Origin of the sequence: Amycolatopsis circi (assembly GCF_003385235.1) — a bacterium.
GTDB classification, from domain to species: Bacteria; Actinomycetota; Actinomycetes; order Mycobacteriales; family Pseudonocardiaceae; genus Amycolatopsis; species Amycolatopsis circi.
Map to the genome: position 1 here is coordinate 1 of NZ_PQIA01000026.1, position 21094 is coordinate 21094.

At 64.8% G+C, this 21094-nt stretch carries 19 protein-coding genes; 12 read left to right on the plus strand and 7 right to left on the minus strand.

Translation table 11 applies throughout. The features are described 5' to 3' along the window. From D0D37_RS14165 to D0D37_RS14180, 4 genes are all read left to right on the plus strand, one after another. Positions 1-433 (plus strand): hypothetical protein (locus tag D0D37_RS14165; protein ID WP_208719943.1); only part of this gene is annotated, 433 nt, incomplete at its 5' end. Next, positions 433-1071 carry a DUF3558 family protein gene (locus D0D37_RS14170; RefSeq protein ID WP_116200989.1) on the plus strand — a complete coding sequence of 213 codons (639 nt, stop codon included), beginning with the start codon at positions 433-435 and terminating at the stop codon, positions 1069-1071. The genes D0D37_RS14165 and D0D37_RS14170, both read left to right, overlap by 1 nt. Beyond that, a complete protein-coding gene (locus D0D37_RS14175) occupies positions 1071-2453 on the plus strand; it encodes a hypothetical protein (RefSeq protein WP_116200990.1) in 1383 nt (460 codons plus the stop codon). The genes D0D37_RS14170 and D0D37_RS14175 overlap by 1 nt, the downstream gene beginning before the upstream one ends. A 9-nt stretch (positions 2454-2462) precedes the next feature. Then, a complete protein-coding gene (locus D0D37_RS14180; RefSeq protein WP_116200991.1) occupies positions 2463-3215 on the plus strand; it encodes an ESX secretion-associated protein EspG in 753 nt (250 codons plus the stop codon). A gap of 634 nt (positions 3216-3849) precedes the next feature. Here D0D37_RS14180 and D0D37_RS46590 read toward each other — a convergent pair. Next, a complete protein-coding gene (locus D0D37_RS46590; RefSeq protein WP_162834232.1) occupies positions 3850-4167 on the minus strand; it encodes a hypothetical protein in 318 nt (105 codons plus the stop codon). A 167-nt stretch (positions 4168-4334) separates the two neighbouring features. Continuing rightward, positions 4335-4838: a hypothetical protein gene (locus D0D37_RS14185; RefSeq protein WP_162834233.1), complete on the minus strand. Its 504-nt coding sequence runs from the start codon at positions 4836-4838 to the stop codon at positions 4335-4337. A gap of 779 nt (positions 4839-5617) precedes the next feature. Between D0D37_RS14185 and D0D37_RS14190 the strand changes: the two genes are divergently transcribed. The 7 genes from D0D37_RS14190 (at position 5618) to D0D37_RS46595 (ending at position 12696) form a co-directional block, all read left to right on the plus strand. After that, complete coding sequence (locus D0D37_RS14190; RefSeq protein WP_116200993.1) at positions 5618-6052, plus strand: hypothetical protein; 435 nt, start codon at positions 5618-5620, stop codon at positions 6050-6052. Then, the gene (locus tag D0D37_RS14195; protein WP_162834234.1) at positions 6049-8025 is read left to right on the plus strand and encodes a hypothetical protein; all 1977 of its coding nucleotides are present in this window, start codon (positions 6049-6051) and stop codon (positions 8023-8025) included. Before D0D37_RS14190 ends, D0D37_RS14195 begins: the two co-directional genes overlap by 4 nt. 92 nt (positions 8026-8117) lie before the next feature. Beyond that, complete coding sequence (locus D0D37_RS14200) at positions 8118-8753, plus strand: hypothetical protein (protein ID WP_116200995.1); 636 nt, start codon at positions 8118-8120, stop codon at positions 8751-8753. A 94-nt stretch (positions 8754-8847) separates the two neighbouring features. Then, complete coding sequence (locus tag D0D37_RS14205) at positions 8848-9789, plus strand: hypothetical protein (protein WP_162834235.1); 942 nt, start codon at positions 8848-8850, stop codon at positions 9787-9789. Positions 9790-10381: 592 nt separating this feature from the next. Then, complete coding sequence (locus D0D37_RS14210; RefSeq protein WP_162834236.1) at positions 10382-11290, plus strand: hypothetical protein; 909 nt, start codon at positions 10382-10384, stop codon at positions 11288-11290. 204 nt (positions 11291-11494) lie between these two features. Continuing rightward, a complete protein-coding gene (locus D0D37_RS14215) occupies positions 11495-12481 on the plus strand; it encodes a hypothetical protein (RefSeq protein ID WP_162834237.1) in 987 nt (328 codons plus the stop codon). Next, positions 12478-12696 (plus strand): hypothetical protein, encoded by a 219-nt coding sequence (locus D0D37_RS46595; protein ID WP_162834238.1) that lies wholly within the window; start codon positions 12478-12480, stop codon positions 12694-12696. The genes D0D37_RS14215 and D0D37_RS46595 overlap by 4 nt, the downstream gene beginning before the upstream one ends. Positions 12697-12737: 41 nt before the next feature. Here D0D37_RS46595 and D0D37_RS46600 read toward each other — a convergent pair whose 3' ends face one another. Continuing rightward, positions 12738-12881, minus strand: coding sequence for a hypothetical protein (locus D0D37_RS46600; protein WP_162834239.1), 144 nt, complete (start codon positions 12879-12881; stop codon positions 12738-12740). 131 nt (positions 12882-13012) lie between these two features. Between D0D37_RS46600 and D0D37_RS14220 the strand changes: the two genes are divergently transcribed. After that, on the plus strand, positions 13013-15070 hold the full coding sequence (locus D0D37_RS14220) for a Z1 domain-containing protein (protein ID WP_162834240.1): 2058 nt from the start codon (positions 13013-13015) through the stop codon (positions 15068-15070). Positions 15071-15971: 901 nt separating this feature from the next. Here the strand turns inward: D0D37_RS14220 and D0D37_RS14225 are convergent. The 4 genes from D0D37_RS14225 to D0D37_RS14240 form a co-directional block, all read right to left on the minus strand. Next, positions 15972-18071, minus strand: coding sequence for a hypothetical protein (locus tag D0D37_RS14225; RefSeq protein WP_208719944.1), 2100 nt, complete (start codon positions 18069-18071; stop codon positions 15972-15974). Further along, complete coding sequence (locus tag D0D37_RS14230) at positions 18068-18727, minus strand: ABC-three component system middle component 2 (RefSeq protein WP_116201000.1); 660 nt, start codon at positions 18725-18727, stop codon at positions 18068-18070. The genes D0D37_RS14225 and D0D37_RS14230 overlap by 4 nt, the downstream gene beginning before the upstream one ends. Continuing rightward, complete coding sequence (locus tag D0D37_RS14235) at positions 18724-19734, minus strand: hypothetical protein (protein ID WP_208719945.1); 1011 nt, start codon at positions 19732-19734, stop codon at positions 18724-18726. Before D0D37_RS14235 ends, D0D37_RS14230 begins: the two co-directional genes overlap by 4 nt. A 607-nt stretch (positions 19735-20341) precedes the next feature. After that, positions 20342-21067 (minus strand): hypothetical protein, encoded by a 726-nt coding sequence (locus tag D0D37_RS14240; protein WP_116201001.1) that lies wholly within the window; start codon positions 21065-21067, stop codon positions 20342-20344. Positions 21068-21094 lie beyond the last annotated feature (27 nt).

Below are 21094 nucleotides of genomic sequence, written 5' to 3' on the forward strand. Positions count from 1 at the left end.
CAGCTGGCTTGACGGCCTGATGTTCAACATCGGGGACTCGCCGGGTGGCGGAGGCGGGGCTGCTGCGGGCGGTGGTCCGGGTTCGGGAGGGCAGGGGTTCAGCCTCAGCCATGATGAGGCGATGAGCATGCTGAATCTGGCGCGCGGCATCCGCGACGATCTGGCGAAGATGATCCCCAAGGCAGAACGTCTCACGCATCTGAACCCGCCTGCCGAGGACCCTGCCAGCAAGGGCTACAACGCACTTCTTTCCGGATCAGGCGCGGGCGCCAGCGCATTCGGCCACGGCCTGGGCCACATTCAGCGCGAACGCGACTACGTCTCGACGCTGATCGAACGGCTGGAGAAGGCCCTGCACATCACCCAGAGCGGCGACGGCGACGCCGCCGGAGCGGTGCAGAACGCCGCGAACTCGGGCGGAGGACTCGCCTGATGGCTTCGCGCACACTCATGCAGTCAGCCGGGCTGGTCGTGCTCGCCGCGGTCGCGGCCAGCTGCAGTTCGCCCGGCAATTCCGGTTCCGGCCTCCCGACGTCCGCAGGCCCGTCGGCGAGCACCTCCTCCTCGGCAGCCCTGCCGCACAGCGGCGCGCCGAAGGTCGCGAACCCGCTGCCGTCGACGACCCTGGACGGCTCGCCCTGCGACGGCGGCCTCACCGGGGACCAGTTGAACGAGATCATCGGCCAGGCCCCGCAGGGCTCGCCCGACACCAAGTCCAGCCTGGGCCCCAGCTGCACCTGGATCAACAGCGTCAAGGGTTCCTACGTCGACGTCGCCTACGACACCAAGAGCGACGACGGACTCAGCTCGTGGTACGCGAACACCAAGCCCAAGTCGGTGGTGTGGAAGGAATCCGACGTGCTCGGGTTCCCGTCGGTCGCGCACGTGACGCAGAGCAGCGACTCCCCCGACGAGTTCTGCCAGGTCACCATCGGGATCAACGACCAGCGGACCGTGGACGTCTCCATCGGCCTCAGCGCAGCGAAAAAGGGAACCGTCGACCCCTGCTACGTCGCGAACGTCGCCGCCCAGCGGGTGATGACGAATCTGAAGCACAAAGCGGGTTCATGATGTCGATCTTCGATGTCCTGGGCGACGCCGCGAAAGCCGTCGGGCACGCCGTCGAAGGCGCCGTCGAGTGGGTCGGAGACCGGGCCAGCGACGTCGGCGGATGGTTCGGCGAGCTGTTCGAGGGCAACCTCGGCGAGCAGGCCGTGTCCCAGTCGGAACTGGTCAAGCAGATCATGGCGAGCAAGGGCGCGCCGGACTGGCACGGCGGCGCCGACCAGGCCGCGGAACTGGCCGAGCAGCACGCGCAGGTCAGCGGCCGCGTGCAGCAGCTGATGTCGGGCATGGAATCGTCCTGGACCGGTGGCGGCGCGGACGCCGCGCAGGCGCGGATCAAGCCGCTGGCGGAGGTGTCGCAGGCCGCGTCGCAGACCTTCACCGCGAACTCGCAGAACGCCAGCGGCCTGGCGCACGGGTTCGACCAGCTCAAGGCGTCGCTGCGGCCGATGCCCGAGACTCCGCCGCACCGGACGTTCCTGGACGAGGCACAGTTCTGGCGGACCACTGACACCGAAGCGAAAATCAACCAGTACAACGAGATCGCGCAGCAGAATCTCGACAAGTACAACTCCTACGCGGACACCGCGAAGTCCGCGGGCCAAGGCTTGAAGATCGACTACGGGCAATTGCAGGACTTCGGCGACGGCAACGTCGACATCACCTCACAGCCGAACGAGCCCGCCGACCACAGGACAGGCCCGGACAGCACTCACCAGCGCAGCAGAGGCCACCAGCCGCCCGTGGCAGCTCCGGGCACCAGCGGGCCTGCGCAGTCGTTCGCTCCCCCTCCGCCGCCGTCGACGCCGGTGCAGTACCAGCCGCCGGCCAGGGACGCGGCGGGGCTGCCGCGCTACCAGCCTGGAGGCGGACCCGGCGACGGGACGACCACAGCCGGATGGATACCGCCGGCATACGAGCGCCCGAACAGCCCGGGCTGGGCATCTCCCACGCTGCCGAACACCGGTGCCGGCGTCAACGGCGGCAACCCCTCGCCGGGGTTCGTCGCGGGCTTCGGCCCCACGGGCGGCTTCGGGCCCACCGGCGGACTGCCGGGGACCGGTTCGGGCAGTCCTGGCGGGAGCACGGGCGGCCGAGCCGGCGGGTCCGCCGGACCGGGCGCGGGTTCCGGTGCCGCGGAAGAACCGGGGGCCCGCGGCGGCGCGAACTCGGCCGCGGCCCGAGGCGCGGCCGGTGCCAAGGGAACGCCCGGGATGGGCGGCATGGCCGGCGGCGGCAAGGGCGGGAAAGGCGAGGAAGACAAGGAACACCAGCGCAAGTACGGGCTGGACGACGATTCCGCGTTCGACCTCACCGACGACGAGGACGGCCGGCTGCGCGACCCGCGCACCGGCCTGCCGCCGACCCCGCCCACCATCGGAGGCTGACCCGCGCCGATGACGATCATCGACAGACCGGTCCGGATGCCGCGACCGGCGTTCTTCGCCGCCTGGAACTACACCGGCCTGACCAGCCTCCCGGTCGTGGTAAGCCCTGAACACGCCTACATGACCGCCGAATTCGCCGCCGAGCGGGAGCGGCGAGCGATGGACCGGTTCGCCGCCCTCGGACTCGCCACCCCGGACGGACGGCTTACCCCGCAGTTCCGGGCCACCCTGGAACTGCTCGCCGCACCCGCCCGCGAGTGCTACTCCTGGACCGCGTTCGCCCACCGCCCGCACGACGACGGCGCGTTCTTCGTCGCCGCGGCCGGACGCGACGCCGTCCGGCTGATCACCGACCACCAGTCGATCCAGCTCGACCCGATCCCGCCCCGCAACCTCGCCACCGCACTAATCGAGGCCCTGCCGGAACACCCACCAGCCCGAATGACAACCCTGCGGATCCCCACGACCTACCTCGAAGACACCGACGTCGACCCGCTCTCGGAAATGTCCGGCCACGCCGACGACCTGCGCCACCTCCTCCGAAGCGAACGCACGGCTGTGCACAAGCTCCACGCCGCGGTCGGACACAGCGCCGACCGCGTCCACAGCACAGCCCTGACCGTCTACGACCTCACCCGCGCAGGCCGCGTGCTCGCCTTCACCAGCGACACCCCAGACGGCGGACTGGAAGCCACCGTATGCAGCGGCAACCGCACCAACCTCGTCGACGCGCTCAACCTCACCCTCAACGGACTCGCCTGAACCCATGGATCACGGCCCCCTGGCATACGCAATCCGATGCGGCTACCCGGACAGACGGTGATCCTGCCGCAGACACCCGCGGTCGCCTCTTCCGCGCTCAGCACTGGCTCCACGGGTAAAGCGCGCTGAACTGATCGAACGCGTCATTCAAATCCTCATCCCGAGCCAGACCGTCCACGACGACCGACGCTCCCGAAAGCACATCCGCAGCAGCGAGCACACCGACGACAGCTTGCACGACCGCGGCATACCGACCCGGCGGCACATCAGGCGGCAACTGCACCCGAAACTCACGAGGCACCACACGAGGAAGGCTGCCTGTCATCAGTTGGTGACGCCAACTCACGTTGTGACCGGACTTAGTCGCTGTCCGGCTGACGGATTTGCTTACGAGCGGTCAAATAGCCATCGGCTGGCGGGGCCACCCCTGCGACCGAATTACGATGTGCGACCGAAAGACTGAGGAAGGCACGGCACAACCTGCTAGCTGACGCCCTCGACGCCGACGTGGTGCTCATCCGCCCGAATGCCCTGGCCAGCACGAACTCTGCGTAGCGACAGTCCAGAGTGGACCATGGAATTTCCGGACATCCGCCCGGCAAACACGCGGATTCAGCAAGCTTACGGTTAGAACTTAGGCTGCCTCTGTGATCATCGCCATTGCCCTGCGCGTCGCTGTATGCCAGGTTCCTCTGGCCTCTTCCCAGCCCTGCCGATCCGGGCGATGACGCCGGTGCCCCTTCGGCCAGCTTTCGGTGCACCGGAAGTGATGCTCCAGCACCACCTGTGGATCTTTGAAGCCGTAGCCGCTGTCGAGGACGGCGCTGTCATAGCCGCCAGGACTGGCGAGGGCAACGGCAAGCCGAGGCGGATCGGTCCGGTCTGCAACCAGACTTACACGGTTCTTGTAGTCATCCACACGGTCGGCTGCGTAGTACCCGACCAGCGTCAAGTCCTCGGACTCTGCGCCTCGCCAGTCAGGATCGCCCGGCCAAGCGAGTACAGCGCCGGGGTGCAATATCCCGGAGACGACTGGCGCGGGCTGCTGAGCAGACATCGGCCCAACGGCCCGCGACCGACGGTCACGCAGACTCCAACCGAGGCCGGACAAAGGCAGAGTCAAGACCGCAGCTGACAGCCGTGGACCTCGTGTGGTTCGTCGTGGTCGACGCGCCGCCACATCGCGATACGTTCCTTCTCAAGCCCGGTCGGCCGGAACGGCCGGAAACGAACCCTGACGCCGTCCAACCACACCGCGTTCAGCTCGCCGAGCGCGTTCATCCCGGGGGAAAGCTCGCCCGGCTCGACTGTGCCGGTGTCCGGATTCTCCGCGAAGTGCAACAGTTCACGGACGACCTCCCACGCGTACGGGCCGCCGACCCAGTCGAGGTCGATGTGACCGTCAATCGTGCGCCACCGGTCCCGCTGCTGGACACCGTCGAGGATGTAGCTGTCGCGCAGCGCCAGCTCGATCGCGCCAAGGGCAGCGCGATGCTGGCGAACGGTCGGGTACGGCCGACTCCGCCGCTCCGGGTCCGTATCCCAGATCACGGGCAGATGTGGGTACTCGGCGGCGATCTTCAGCTCCCGCAGGATCTCGCGTTGGGCCTGTCGGAAAGTCACGTCATTCACGTGCTGGCGAGCACGAATGATCGCTTTTAGCTTGCGGTCCTGCGTCATGGCCGATGTCCTCACCGCGAGGTCTCCCACGCAGCCTCGCCGGGGATACAGGATCGAACCGACGGGTTTCTGCACGCGATTCTGAGAACCTTGTCCTCAACGCGCCGTCGGCGTGGGCGGATCGACGCTCGGAGACAGGCCTGCGTGCCGGCCCGCCATCACGATAGCCGCTCCGCCACGAACCGGCACCGCTGGGCGGAACCGCCCCTTGATCTTCAACATGGCGCTGGTTCGGAGCCGATAGCAGGCCATCGGTTACGAAACTCAGCTGCATCCATGCCGTAATCACCAGCATCACGGCGACAACGCCCATCCACCTCGGTTCGATGAAATTGATCTGTCTGATCGCCATCGCATCACGTCGCCGAAGCTCCCGCAGCCCAGTCTCCAGAGCGATCGCCGAGTTGCCGTTCCTGGCCGACTTTGGTGTTGAGATAGGTGGCTGTGGTGTAGGCGTCGATCATCCGGCATCGATGCGCGTCAGCGACATGGAGAACGTAACCCTTGCCCAGGCCACGCACGATGTTGCGGCGTCAATCCCTACCTCCAGTCGGGCAAGTAGATGCCTGCGGCTCGCACGTTTGCAGCAACTCCTCCCTGGCCTCGCTGTGGCGGCGATAGCCTCGCGCCATTCGCCCATTGGAGTGGCTCCATGTATCCACTCCATCACCGCCCGCCTCCTCTCCGGCACGACTGCGGTCCGGAGATGAGAGGAAACAAACGTGGATCCGAACTTCGACCTGGGCGCGTTGACCGAGCAAGCGGCTCAGGTGGTGGTGAAAGGCTTCATGACCGGCGCAGCAACGGCGCTGCGCGACCGTCTTGTGCAGCTGTTCACCCGGGGGAAATCCACCGAGGAACCGACGGCGGAGGAGCGCAGGCTCGACGAGACGAGCAACCAGCTCGAAGCGGCCTCCGACGACGAGCGACACGACGTCGCCGAGCAACTCGCCACGAGTTGGAGCCGACGCCTGCTGGTCTTCCTCGAGGACCACCCCGAAGCCGCCGAAGAGCTACAGCAGATCATTGCCGAATTCGCTCCGGACGAAGACGAAGAGGCCAGCAGGCCCCGGTCGGTATCCGCCAAAGCCGGAGACAACTCGATCGTCATCGCGTCTGGCCGGAATACCAACATCAAGGGTGGTGTCCAGCGATGACTGCCTCATACGAGGAATCGCCAGCCTTCCCGGAAGTTCCAGACACTATGGTCAGCGCGAGCGGCGGCGATCACAGCTCTGTTTACGCGGCGGGCCGCGACCTCACGATCCTGCTCGGGAAGGCGCTCGGGCTCCAAAGCCTGCAACCAGAATTACAGCAGGTGCAAACCTGCTATGCGCCCATCGCGGCGAGCGAGTGGGCCCAGGTCGTTAAGGCCTGGCGCGCATCGCGTCTGGTGATCATCACGGGTCCGCCCCGGGTCGGCAAGCGCACGGCGGCCCTACGGCTGCTCTCGCAGCGCGACTCGGACACCAAGCTCGCTGACTTCAGCCTGGCGGGAGTACGCGAGTTGCGCAAGGACTGGGAGACACCCGATGTCGGGATGCTCCCCGTCCTGCCAGGCACGTATCTGCTCGATCTGGGCGAGACACCAGCGGAGACCCTCCCCGAAGACTTCGGGGAGGGCTTGCGGTCATTCGTCGAGGACCCGGCGCACACGAAGATCCGACTCGTTGTAACGATGACCGACGACGCCAGTACGCGGTGCGCGAGCTCGTTGCACCAGCAAGTCGCGCGGGTGACGCGTCCTTCGCCGACCGACGTCGTCAAGGCACACCTGCAGCTGCTTGACCACGAAACACGCGCGGAATGGATCGATCACGAGCCACTGGACACACTGCTCACCGCGGATTCCTCACCACGGGATGCCGTGAGCCTCGCGCGGGCGATCGCGCACGCGCCCGACCCGGGAACCGACAAAGACAAGATCCTCGCCAGCGTCGCTGACGAGTTCCGGCGCTGGAGCGGGTACCTGACGGCCAAGTTCAACGGCCAGAACAGAAAGGCCGACGACGTCGCGCTTTTCATCGCCGCCGCAGTGGTAGACGGCGCCCCGCCGGACGTCGTCTGGAAAGCAGCCATGACGCTGCTCGGCCCGAATCGCCTGCACCCCACGGTCGAACAGCTCCTACTCGAAGACGATCTCGAAACCAGGCTTCGCGCCATCACCGGCCACGGAAACGACGCTGCCTTGGACCGCGTGTCTCTCGACGTTACGCGCCGCGGAATCAGCACCGCCGTGCTACCGCACCTGTGGCGCCAACGACCACAGCTCGTCCCGGCGCTTCTTGCCTGGATTCAGGCGATCACCGGCTCCGACGGCGTCGCCAAGGAACATCTGCCTGCGATCGGGGAACGGCTGGCTGTGCTGGCCGAAACACACCCGGGTGCCGGACTCGTCGACACCTTCCTGAAGTGGGCCGAGAAGGACATCGAGAACAGGCAGCTGGTGGCTGCTCTGCTGACTCGGCTGGCCGGTGACGGTGCCGTTGGCACCGAGATACGGAGGAGGACCTGGGACGCGGCCTACAACTACCACAAACGGACCACTACCACGACCTCCACGCATGAAGCGGCGGTCGTCGCAGAAATGTGCGCCGGCCGGTTCGCCATCGATTACCCCAATGAAACACTTGTGCGGCTGAAGTGGCTGCTGGACGGTCCGGCGTCGGAAGACGTCCACGCCCCAGCCCGCCGGGCGCTGCGCAAGCTCTGCACGTCCACCGATCAGGTCATGGCTCTCCTGCGCACCGCGCTGGCGTGGCGCAAGGAAGCGCCGAACGCGAGTGCCCGGGTCGTGCTGTACTTGCTCGACCCCGATGACGGAGAGACCTCGCTTGCGCTGCTCGAACTGGCCGAACGCCAACCGGAGGTGCTCGAAGCTGTCCGCGCCGGCTGGGGAATCCTGCTCGAAGCGAACGCCGTGCGCAGAGAAACCGCGAAGTTGATTCGAGAGTGGCTGACCGCGGTACCGTCCGGTGCGCTGCCACCCGAGCCGACCAAGACCGTGCTCGCCGAGGTTTTGCGTACCAGCGTCAGCAACAACGAGGTGGCTAAGGCGTTTCTGCCGGAGGGTGCCGACGATGTGCAGGGCCAACTCATGACCGAGATCATCGCGAAGAGCTGGCAGTGAGGCGATGGGGAAGCCGTCACGGCGGACGAGGCCGGATCCAGTTCACCGCGCGGCTGGACAGCAACCTGCCAACCGTCAGGTTCAGTGCGGCCATGACCGTAGGGTGGAATCGCACCACGGCGCAACAACAGGAACCTCTCGTCCGCGCGATCGTCCGGAAGGACGTGGAGGCAGCGCTCGGAAAGGAGTCCCCGCACGACCTCGGTGCAGCAGCCGATGCCGTCTGGTTGCACACAGGAGGCGGATTCAATTCCCAGCAGCACGGTCTAACTATCAAACTCGAGGCTGTCCAAATCAGGCTGGACGAGGAAGCTCGCAGAGCGCTCGCGGATCATGAGGAGGCTTCTCGGCTCGCCTGGCAACGCGCCGAAAACCTCACGATGCAAACGAAGTCATTGCGAGATCTGCTCAAAAGCCAGGACACCGGCCTGGCATGGCTGCTTCGCCAGCACGGCCAAATAGTCCTCACGAACTCGATCGACGCCGATCGTCTGATAACTATCCTGAACAATATCGCGGCCGTGCGACCGGTGCCGTCCGTCGGCAAGACCCTAGTCGACCAGCTTGTCGATCTGATGCGGCAGTTCGTCGCACCCATCACCGAACCAGCTCAGAAGCAGTTGTTCCTGCAGATGCTGCCTTTCTTCTTCACTCATTACGGGAGGGACGACCTGGCGCAACAAGCAGAAGAGCTCGCCAAGAATCCGATAGACGAGCGTCCGCCATAACCTGCTCGTCGATGAGGCCGCCAGTGAGCGTCATGCTCATACCGCACCGAGGCCAATAAGGGTACCTGCCTAACAGCGAATCGCGGAGGGAACGATGAGCGAGGCCATTGCGGAAGGCCCGGATTTTCGTGGCTCGACAGCACGAAACGGTGGCGCTGATGTTGGCCGACCTCGAGCCAAAACTGCAGCCTCGAACAAGACGGCATGCCTGCAACGATGGATCGCGCGGCTGCTCATGATCACCGCTGCACCAGGCATCTTGCCCTCGCACTTGTGGAGTGCGCCTCTGCGCGACGCGGAATCACGGTACCTCGCTGATAACGGAGTTCCGGAGCGCTATCGGGAACTGATCTTTCGGGCGACGCGCTGTCAGACCCGGATGACATTCATCGGCTTGCTCACGGTCGTGGTTGCCGTGGTATTGCTGGAGGTGGTGCTCGTGCTGCCGGTTCAGTTTCCTGCCATGCCACCGTTTCTGGTAGGCAGGGACGGGTCATTTGTTGCGGGTACTTTTCTTGCCTTCCTCTCGATGTGGGTGCTTTCGTTGCTGAACGGGTCGCCGCGAAGACGGCTCATGGTCTCGGTAGGGCGCGCGGCGCGCTTGGTCCTGCTTCTTGATCCACGCGCGGAGCAGTCCTGGCGCGGCCGCGTCCTTCAGTCCTACCTCGCGGAGCCCAGGGTCCGGCGCAGGCATGTCGAGGGAGTGGCGTGGGCGCTCACTCGAGACACCGCCATCCTCACAGGGCAGGACGCGGCTGCAGGCATGACGGTAGGCGAATTACTGCTCTGGTTCGCCGAGAACCCGGCCGACCGGCGACGACGACCAGTTCTCGGCATATACGTGGCTGAACTGGCGGCCGCTGCCGCAGGCGGATACTCCATTCCCCATGCCCAGTTCATGCCCGCGGCTCGATTTCGGACCCGGTCGCCCAGAGAACCGGCCTTACGTCGGCTACGCAGCTTCGTCGGCGGAGCACTGGCAACCGGGATCGTCGTCGCGATCGTCACGGCAGTCTTGCGCCTCTGGTTCAAGTAAAGTCCAGGATGACGATCAATCCCAACCTCGAGGTCGGCGGGCAGGACGCCGAGGCTTGGGCGGCGCGTGCAGTGACGGCTTCGGCAGGTACCCGTGTAAGCGATCACGATGCCAATGCGGGAGATCCGCGGCCAACCGGTGCCCCAGAGTCCGTCACGGAACCAGGCAGCACCCACACCACCTGGCCGAACGGGTCCAAGGCCCGCCGCCCCGTCGGGTGCCCGGGCGCAGTCTGCGTCGGCTGAGCACTCGGCCGCCTGCCCCGTTGTTAGCTTGTGCCGACCTGAGGTCTCGGTTAGCTCGCTCTGGCTTCTGCCGAGACGTCGGCGTCAGTCTGTTTAGCCTATGGTGCCGAGCACATAAAGTCGGGTCTGGATTCATGGGCCGCGGCGAGTTCTCATCTCTGCTAGCCTCGCAGCATCCTCCTGAGAGGTCGCGGCCGTGTGCGAAGGACTGCGATGGCATGTGCGGCAGGGCTCCGGTGCCCCCGCTGGCAATGCCGAAGGGTGTGGGGCACCCACTTCGCGCGCAGCGATGGAAATGATCGTAGGAACGTGACCATGTGCGGGCCGGAACGCAGAATGGATCACGCATGCCCTCATCACCCCGGCGCAAGCTAAAGGACATCCGGCGCTTGTACACTGGCGAAGACAAAGCGAGCGCGAAGGCCGGCGTAGGCAGGGGCGACCTCGGCCTCGATCGATGTTCGCCTCAACAGCGGCGATTCCGCGCGCTGCTGGCGGTCTACCTCTTCAACGCCAACATGGCTAACACGCCTTTCGCTGCTCAGCACAGCGCGAACGCGTTCCTGTCCTACAGCATGACCGTGTCGCCATGGTTCGACGCCTTCGTCTGCGTCATACCTAGTGCCGTCGAGAACGCCGTCGGCCGGCTTTTGGCCTCACCCACGGACGGTGACCTGCAGTACGGGATACCAGGGCTGCGCGTAACCGCGGCCGTCGACTTCAGGACGTACCACCTCGTCCACCTGTCCACCGGCGCGAAGATGGTGCTGGCTTCCCGGCCGGACTTCCCGCCCGTGAGCGAAATCCAGCGCATCGGCCCGTACCGCGAAACCTGGAGCGCCAAGCACTACGTCGGTGCCGAGATCCCGCTCACCGAGGTGGAACGCGGGGCCCTGTCCCGCATTCCCTCGATGTCTCCTGGAATCGAGCGGATTCTCGCGGCACTGGTAGCCCGGCTCGATGCGCGCGACCCCTCCGGCAAGTGGGCAATGGGGATGTGGTGGTACGACCCGCTCCTTCGCCCGCATCCGCTGGAGTATCGCCGCGGCCGCAAGATCTCGCTGTGGGGCCAAGGATCGACCTGGGAACTTCGGTGGAACGGCTGGCCGTCACCAGAGGACCTCACCGCGTGCGTGACAGCACCCGTCATCGGCGCCCCGCACCTCACTGCCACGCAACGCTCGTCATCCGAATGGGTCATAACACTCGACGGATGCAGGCTGACGTTGACATACACGCCGTACGAACGTCCATGAGCACACCGTGCATCCGCAGAGAGCGAGATCGTGTACGCTCGTCGGTGCTCGGAGCGCAAGGGGCCGGGGCTGCGGCGGATCTACCCAGACGATCCCGCTGGCGGCAAGAGGGTGTGGGGCACCCACCTTGCAATACAGCAGTGTTGGGTCGTCAGCACGTCTGGCACGTGTCTACAGTCGAGTCTGGGCGACAGGAGACGCGCCATGCCTGGAACTTCCCGACTGCACTTCGCCGGTCTCCGCAGCCAGTTCACTCGCGAACCGCGCTCGCTCGCGGCACGCGCTATCCCGCGGATCACTCCCGGCACCACGCCGTCAGCACTGGGGCTGGACAGCTGCAATCCTGCTCAGAAGCGATTCCGTGCGTTCGCCGCGCCCTTCCTGCTCAACACTCCAGACGTGCCGCCCTGGGTTCGGGACCCGCGCGCTCGGCCCGCCGCAAGGCCGAGCGCCGCCCGGGTCGGTTGGAACAGGGTTGTCGTCTCCCCTCAGTACAACGACTTCAGCATCCTCGCTGAGGATCCTGATCACCTGGTGCAGTACCTCGCAGACAACGACGACGACTATCTGACCCTCGGCATCCCAGGCTTGCGCCCTGCGGAGGTGGAGGGGCGTGGCGAGGCACTGTTGATGAAGCACCTCCCTACCGGAGCGTGGTTGCGGGTGCGCTATCACAACCGTTACACGCCCAAGCTGCGAACGCCGCCGTGGTTTTTCCCGACCAATTGGCGACATCTACGGCGTGACGTCGTCCTGGGACTGCAAGAACGCGACTCCCTCGACGCGATCCCGTCGATGGGCGAGGATGCCGTAGACCTGCTCGCTGGCTTGGTCGCGCGGCTCACGTGCCGAAGCGACGACGAGGGGTGGGCAGTCGGCTGGTTGGTCAGCGATCCCATGCAACGGGCGTCTCGCGAGCAGAGCTGGTTCGACTTCATACAGCTGTGGGGAGGTCAAGATCGCTGGATCTTGCAGTGGGGCGGCTACGGCTCGGTACCGGCGAGTGATCTAGCCCGGGCGCTCACGCATCCAGTCATCGGAGTCCTCGGTGCCCGCGCCACGAAGTCGGAGGAAACGCGCGCCGAAGTCCGGCTCCGGAAAGCGTGCTTGACGCTGGAACTACACGACGTTCCCACATCCATGCACTTCGCCAACGCTCACCGCGGTGCCTCTGGCGAGGCGACGCGATGAACAGCACACAAGAGCCGCTGTCCTGGAAGCACGTCGTGGACAGCTGCCTCCGCGATCACCGGCGATTCCGTCGCATGCTCGTCCTGGTCATCGTCCTCGCAGCCTTCACGCTCACACTCGTGGCCATCGCAGGCTGGCCGTTGGCCGGCATCGGCTCGATAGCAACCTGCGCCTTGGCGCGCCGCCGCACAAGACAACTGCACCCACGCGATTGACAGACAGCCCCGCAAAGAACCGTCTCCGTTATTCGCAACCGCTACCGGCATGCGACCCACCAGCCGATCACGGTGATGATCAGTCCGCCGCAACCGCTGGCGAGCCCCTTCAACAACCCCAGCGCGATCTCCGCACCTGCCCGCCGCCACAGTCCCTGCGACTGTTCGGTCTTCTTTTCAGTCATGTCCGTTCCCCCTTGTCGTGGATCGATGCAGGTCACGCTGCCGTATGGGCTGATGTTGCATCAATTGCAACGCGTTGCAAAAGGTTGTGCAACAGCTGGCCAACGCGCAGCTGCTGGGGTTTACTTGGCGAGTGCGGCACACCTCCGGTCACCTTGCGCCGCTCAGAACGGACCTCCCCGCCGAGCGATTCGCACTCGCGAATGCGCTGCGCGGGCAGTTCACGATGCTGCTTCCGATGTCCGTACGTGCATATGCAAGGAAGCAGGCGCTCCAGGCGAGTACAGTGACCCGCTACTTGAGCGGCGCGGTGCTACCGTCCGAGGACTTCATCAACGACCTCGTCGACGAGGTCCAGCTACGGTGCAAGAAACCGCAACCTGGGCAGCCCCGAGATCTGTTGAGCCTCCTGCACGCCGCTCAAGACGCTCAGAGCGGGACGTGGGGACACGCGAAGCGCTTGCAGAAGCAGGCGGCAGCTCTCCGAGCTCGTGTTGAGTCTCTCGAGCTGAGCCGTCAAGAGTTATTCGAAGAAAACCGCGAGCTCAGGAACCGTCATGCCTCAGCGAGCGAGTCCATACGCCAGCAGCTGCAGGTAGCGCACACCCGAATCACCGAACTCGAGTGCGAACGCGCTGCCCTCCTCGCACGTCTTGACGACTCAGCCGCCGCCCACCAGCCAGAAACACGAGCGCTCCGCAGAGGGTACTGGCACTTCTACCGAGAAACCCTGCAAGCCCAAGGCTGGTCCGCCCAGGCGATCGCCAACGCCGATTCCGTGGCCACCTCGGTACTCACGCGCTTAGCGGCTCCCTCGGCCATCGCGCCTGGTCACCGTAGAGGACTGGTGATCGGACAGCCAGGAAGCGGCCGAACTGCCGCCGCTATCGGGCTCATCGCGAAGGCTATTGACGCGGGATACCGCTTGGTCATCGTCCTCGGAGGCAACCAGAACGCACTCCGTCGACAGGTTCAGGACCGCCTCGACGAAGCGCTCCCCTCATTACCAGGCGAGCCTGCCATCATCCGCTTAACCGGCGCTGACCTCGACTACAGCAGGCTGGGCCCGCGCTTGCGCGGGCTGGAGTTCGAGAAGCAGCAACCGGACCAGCCGCTGAACTCACCGGACAACCTCAATAACACCGCAGTACGACTGCTCGTGGTCAAGAAGAACGCCGCAGTATTACGAAAACTAAACGGAGATCTGAACGCCGGCGCTTCGCTTGCCGAGGTCCCAACCATCATTGTCGACCTGGACACCGACATAGCACAGCCAGGGTTCGCCGTTGACCGGCACATCAACGGCCTGCTCCGCACTCTTCCAAATGCACAGCACGTTGCCTACGCCTACAGTTCGTTTGCCGACCTTCTAGCCGACGACGGAATCGACTTCGTCGTCGACTTGCCAAGACCCGCCGAATACATTGGTCCCGGCACCTTCCATGACACCGACCAGGACGTATCAGTCGAACAGCGGGACCTGGCCAGATCGGGAGAAGCTGCCTTCGTCCGCCGCGTCGATCCGCAGGAACGCGGCCTTGTGGCCTCAATGGACGCGTTCGTACTGACGGGCGCGATGAAGATTCATCGCACACCGCAGGTTGGCGAGGTGTTCGACAGACACACCCTATTCGTGCACGGATCAGCCCGGATCAAAGAACAAGAAGATCTTCGCGCTCAGGCTGCCGCCTTATGGCGGAAAACCAGCTACGCAAGCATCGAAAGCATCACCCGACTCCGCGAACTCTTCGAAACAGACTTTTTGCCAGTGTCGCGAGCTCGCAACACAGAGGTACAGCTGCCATCGTCCTTCGACGAGCTGATCCCTGCCATCAAGACAGCCTTGACTCGCATCGGAGAAAATCCGATCGCCCGCGAACCGGACATCGGTGCGAGCCGTTTGTGGAAGATCTTCGTATCCAATTCCCGCTCAGTAGGCGAACCCGCCAGCGAAGGACTCACCATCCTGCACGTGCGCGACAGCGCTGGACTAACGACAATCCTGAAGCTTGCGGACATCTGGTTCGGCTTCCGTCCGCACTATACAGACTTGGTGCGCCTTCACATTCCCACATCCAGCAAGTCCGGCCGCGACCTCTATACAGACCTTTCCGAAACCTGGCAAGAATCAGAAGAACTTCGCGCCGAAATATTCGGCCTAACAAATTCCACCCCTTCTGAACTCGAATGATCAGGCACACAGGAAGGCGACGGCACATCACGCCTTCACAACGACAGCGGTGATAATTAATCGAATAACAGACCAGCCGACATCGAGGTCCGCAGACATCTCCCATGCTGCAACTATGACTTCAAGAACCGACCCAGGAACCTCATGCGCGCCAGGCGGGCACCCTCCTCAAAGGCGGCGAACGCTACGAACTGCGGCTACCAGACCTCGAGAGATCGGACCACTCAACCCGCTACCAACGAATAAGGCCGGCGAGCTCATATCACGGCTGAGCGTCACCGCCTCGAAGCACACGCTCATCCCGGTGTTGAGCACTCGCCCCGGCATCGTGCGGCTGCTGCGCGAGTTCGACGACGACCCGACGCGGCCCGCAGGTTCCGCGCCGGTTACACGGGCCAAGGCTGTGATGGAACCAGTTCTGCCGCAGCGCGACCGCGCCTGCCGCAACCGCCGATCACCTCGAACAACCACAGACGGCCCGATGTCCTTCGCGTTCCACGGCACCGTGCGCGAGAGCGGCACCGCACATTCCGGCAACACCCACCAGCTACGAGACGAGCAACGAGGACGACCTCAACCACGCCGCCGAACGACAGCGACTCCGCCTCGTCATGCGATCACACCACCACCCATGTCCAGCCAGGCGATCAATGGCTCGGATACGGACATTGGCAGCTCTGGCTCGTCCCTCGCGCTCCCATCACCGAAATACAGTTCGATTGACGGACCATGGTCACTCGCCACCTGGAGTGATAGTGGGTGCCTCCAGCAGTCGTGTCTGAATTGCCCGGGCATGCTGCCCGATGAGGCGAGGGGGTGTTCGAATACCTAGACAGTGGATATCCCTGGCTGGCTTGACCAGGCTACGAAGGCTGAGATCCGACTCTGGCTGCGGGCTGCTTCAGGAGACTTCGTCGTCAATGAGCCCGTAGGGAGGTTGGTCTTCTCGTCGCGAGTAGCGAACAACGACGTCGGGGTCGGTGGAGCTCGGAGGCGCATTGTCAACGACAATGATCTGGGCGCCTTGACCCGCGCCTGCGAGCCACGTGTGCAGGTGCTGATAGAAATCCGTGACGGCAATGCTGTCAGCGAATTCGGTGTCGCGGTCGCCGCCCTGACCGAGGTTCTTTTGCGGGCTGTCGATCATGAGGAAGCCAGGGTGAGCGCTGCCGGTCTCCCAGGCGATCTGGAAGATTGCCAGTATCCAGGCCAGGGAGATCAGGGTGCGCCCCCCAGAGGAAGCGTTGGTATAGCTCATACCGCGCATGTGGGGGACGAGGCGACCGTCGATGAACGCCTGGTCGAGCTTGGGGTAGCGCCAAGAGGTGAGGATGGCAACATAGCGCTCGCTGATGCGGTGAATGACGTCGTTGCGGTCCGGCTGCATAGCGGCTTCGTTCATCTCAGTCCGCAACGCATCGACGTTGGTTTCGAGGCGAGCAACTGTAGCTCCGCGTCGGTCGAGGCTGTCGAGCATCCTGATCGCGGTCTTCGCCCGGTCCAGGCTGGCCGCGGCGGCCTGCTGCTGACGCATCAGGTCGTCGCGCTGGCTGAGGTATGGGCTCACCGCGGCGTTGGTCGCGGCGTCCACCTCGTGCGCGAGGCCAGCCTCGTTGTCGTTGGCTTGCTTGGCCTCGATACGCAGATGTCCGAGTTCTGATTCGAGCTCCTCGACGAATGTAGTGATTTCCGCCAAGCGTGCCTTGGTGGCTCGCAGCTCGGTGGAGACGTCGAACTTCGCCTCGGTTACGGTGCCTGCAGTGTCCTGCGCGGTGTTGTTCGCAGATGAGCCGTTGGTGGACGCGGTGGTGCCGGTGGATTCTGTTGCTGGCAAGGTGACTTCAGAGCTGCATAGCGTGCAGTGGCCGTCGGCGATGTGCGGGGCGTCCCGGAGCACAGTCAGGCAAGCGGGACAGACCTTCACTTGCAACGGATCGAATAACTTGCGCGCCTCGGCGAGCATTGTCAGCTTGGTGATGTCGGCGGCGTACTGGGCACGGAGAGGAACGAGGCGGCGTAGCTGGGTCTCACGGTCGCGCACGAGCGCCGCGGCCTGCTGTGCCTGCCGAGACGCATCGCGGTGCCTTGCGCGCAGGTCCGCGGCAAAGGTGGATGCAGCGCGGATCTCGGTGTCCAGGGTTTCGAGCGCGCGCGTGGCCTGTTCGACCTTCTGCTCGGCATCCCCGCGGATCAGTTCGATCTCAACGCGCGTGCCGAATTCCTGCTCGTCGAGGAACCCCTGGGTGGTGGTGTACTCGGCGCGAGCCTTGGCCAGTCGGTTCTCCAGCTCTCTGATTCGGCGGCCGAGTTCGACTGCCTTGTCGTCGTGGACGCCAAACACGACGTCGACCACTTGGCCGAGCTTGAGGCGCTTCATGGGAGAGCTCTCGAACAGCAGGTGCTTGTCGTCGAGTCGCTCGTTGGGCATGTAGCTGAGCCACAGCAGATCGCGGATGCTGAGCGGATCGGTTCCGGACTCCGCCTGGGTGGGTGCCTCGCGCAGCTCCACGCCTTCGAGACCGCAGTAAGACAGGAGGAAACTCGAGAGGCTGTCCGCAGCACCGGCAGGCCTGATCATCTTCTTGTCGAGGGGTGGGATCTCGACATCCCCAAGGCGTCCCGTCCTGACGAACGCGGCAGTGGATGGCTCACCGACAGCCCGCTCAATGACGTGAGGTTGCCCGTTGAGCTCGACTTCGAGGAGCGCCGACCTGACCTTGCGGAGGATCTCCGGATGCTGTGGGTGATCTTTTCCGCCAAGGCAGTAGGCAACGAACTCAAGCACCGAGGACTTGCCCGTGCTGAACGCCCCGGCGATGACAGATAGCGACCGCAGTTTTGTTTCGGTGTCCCGGAAGTCGACCTCGTAGTCGCGGTCGATGCCCTTGAGTCGGAGGCGCACGAGCCGGATACCACGGGGAACGACGATGGGCTCGGAGGAGCCACCCGCGGTGGGCGGGTTGTCCCGAACAGCCTTGCCAGGGTCATTCTCGGTGCTCATGTACGGCGTCCATCGTGGGGCGGAGGAACAGGTGCGTCGGCTAGGAGCAAGTCGGAGGCTGACGGGCTCTCCTCCACCAGGTGGATGGCGTCGAGGAGGTCGAGCGCTTCTGGACGCGCGGAATCGCGTGCCGTCATGGTCCAGGTCTGGACCGCATCGCGTAGACGGGAGTCGCTATAGCGGCGCAGCTTGGTGAGCAGAATCTCTGCAGACAGCCGGTATGACCTTGCGTAGACGGCGCTGAACCTCTCAGCGAGTTCGACGCCTTCGGCAGTCGCGGCGTACAGCACGCTCTTGTCCACCGCTGGCTCCACCAAGCCGTAGGCCACGAGCAGGGCCAGGTCATGCTGGAGGCGCTCCCGCCGGGTGGTGAAGCGGTGTGCCGGACTGGCGTAGCTCAATGCCCGACCGTCGAAGCCCGCCATAAGCAGCCGTTTCCGGTCCCGGTCTTCCTCATCGGTGAGCACCAGCATCGGGTTGGCCACGAGAAAGTCGTAGTAACCCAACCGCTCGATCGACGCTCCGGGAAGATTGAACTCACGTAGCGACGCAAGTAGCAGCACCAGCTGCGCCAGCCGGAAGACGACGTCGTCCTCCGGCACCACGACCGGCGGCCGGGAGCCCGAGCTCGTTGGGGCGTCGGTCGGGCTGGTCACGACGGCTCCGCTGTGGCCGCGGTGTCAGGAACCTCGCCTGGTTGCCCGGTCTCGGCAGGATTTACGTGGTCCTCCGCGACCTGCCGCCAGTGGCGGACCCACCCGGCCCGTCGGTCGTCGACGACTCGGTGCATCAGGCCGGTCGTGTGGACCGCACCTGCGGGAAGCCCAGCTCCCAGGGCTTCGTGCTGGGACCTGATCTCACCCATCACCGACTTCTGCAGGCCTGGCAGGCGCGAGCCCTCGTGGATCTGGCACGCGTCGTTGAAGTGGTCCTCCCACAGGCCATGCACCGCCGCGTCGGCGTGGGACAGTGCGGCGACCTCTGAGGGGACTCCCTTGTCCACGATTTCTCTCGCCATCAACTCGGCGTTGAAAAATTGGTGCTTGGATGCGGAGACTTCCACATGGCCTGCCTCACGGAGCTGACGCACGAACAACGCTGAATCTAGCCGGTCGGAGTCCTCATCGGCCAAGTTCACGACTTGGGCGACCGTGCGCACCGACCGAGCGGGCTCGTAGTAGTGCCTGCGCACAGCCTCCGCGTCAGGTGAGAGCAGAAGTCCTCGCAGCTCGTTCTCGTCCCACAACTCGATCAAGACCCCGTGCTGTTTCTCCGTCCGCTTCTTCCAGCCCGACCACCACTTCGATGTAGGCGCGTCCATGCTGGACGGTACGCAGAGAACCCACTGGTGCAATACGAACTTCTCGTTGGCGGCGTTCTTCACCGCCGAGTTGAAGGACTCCCGGATTTGCGCTTGATGGGTACTGCCCGCAACCTCGGGCATAAAGTACTTCGACTGCCAAATCGTGATGTGACCGCCAAGGTCGCCGATGAACACATCGATGCCCCAGTCACCGGGGTTGGCGGCAACCATCGCTGCCACCCCGGGCCGGACGGCGCGGACCAGCTGACCGATCATCTCCTCGAAGTCTTGTCGAGCGCCGTGGGTGTTCGCGCGAACTTCGTGCGCACGGAAATTGATAGGTGAACCGCCAGCAGCCACGCCCGAAGGCGAACTCGTCACCGCAGCCGTACCCTGCGACAACCTGATCACCTGCCTCCATCGCTCAGACTGGCTCTGACGTGCTCTGTTGCCCACCGCAACATCGACTTACTAGCGCGGCACGTTACCGCCATCGTGGTGTGTCGCCGGACCGTAATCGTCTTGTTCTTCGATTCACCTGTCCGGCGGGCCATCACACGGCGTGAACTGTCGACCTTCTCGACAGCGTGGGGCTTCTTACAGAGCACGAAGGCAGACGACGACCTGTTCCAAGATGACTGGCCGCATGCTGGCCCCAGCCGGCGGTCGCCGTTGATGTTGATGTTCTCGACGTCGGTGTCGGCCAGCGGCGACTGCAAAGCCGACCAGGACGAAAGACCTGGGCGGCTTGCAGCCGCCGCTGCTCGACGTTGGGCGGCACCAGCATTCCGCCAGCCGCGGAGTTGCGTAGCTCGGCCTGCGCGTGCGCGTTGGTCAAGATGACCTCGGTCAGCCAGCGGCGCGACGAGTCGTCCATCGTCGGCTGGCTGGCGGTCTCGCCGACGCGGTTGGGACGGTTAGTCAGGAGTTGGCCGCCGGGGATCACCCGCGTCAGCGGCAAAGCCGGTCACGGACGCCCAGTCGCTCCTACCGGCGCATTGTCGAGCCGCACCGCCGCCACGAGAGTCCGCGACGTTCCTGCTCCGACCCGAAGCTGCTTCCGCAGAGTCTCCGCGGAGATTGGACGTCGGTAGCGCCGCCAGTGCTCCGCGTCCGCCCGACGCGCTCGCCTCATGAGTTCCTCATCAAGGTCGGCGTCCCCACGGGCCGCTGCTCGGACCCGCTTTTCGCGCTGCAGACCTGCCGCGGCGGGCACCACCTGTTCCAGGCCGCCATCCATCGATTCCGCGGGCAAAGCCGCTGGCGACTGAACCGAGCTGGGATAGGGCCTCGCCACGCTCAACGCACGAAGGAGGCCTGGACCTGCTTCGCATACCCCGATTAGCAAGAGCGGGCCGACCGAGTCGAACGCGGCCTTACCCCACTGACCAGCAAACACCGGATCGGCGACGTTCAGCAACAGGGTCACCACGCTCGCCGCCAACAGCAGGCGTCGCGCCGGCCGCAGCACCTCCTTGCTGGCCCCGGCCAGCGCTAGCTGCCGCGTACCGACGAGCAACCCCAGCACCGTCAGGTCAACAGCAGGCGCCACCAGCGGTGCCACGAACGCTGGGACTTGAAGCTTCAACGCCAGGTTGAGGACGTTCCCAAACCCAAACAGGAACGTGAGCCCGATAACCAACCCCATCGTGACCGTGACAAACCGAGCAACCGCCTGCGAACTGGCGCTCATGCCGGGCCTCCGCCTGAGCCCGGAAGC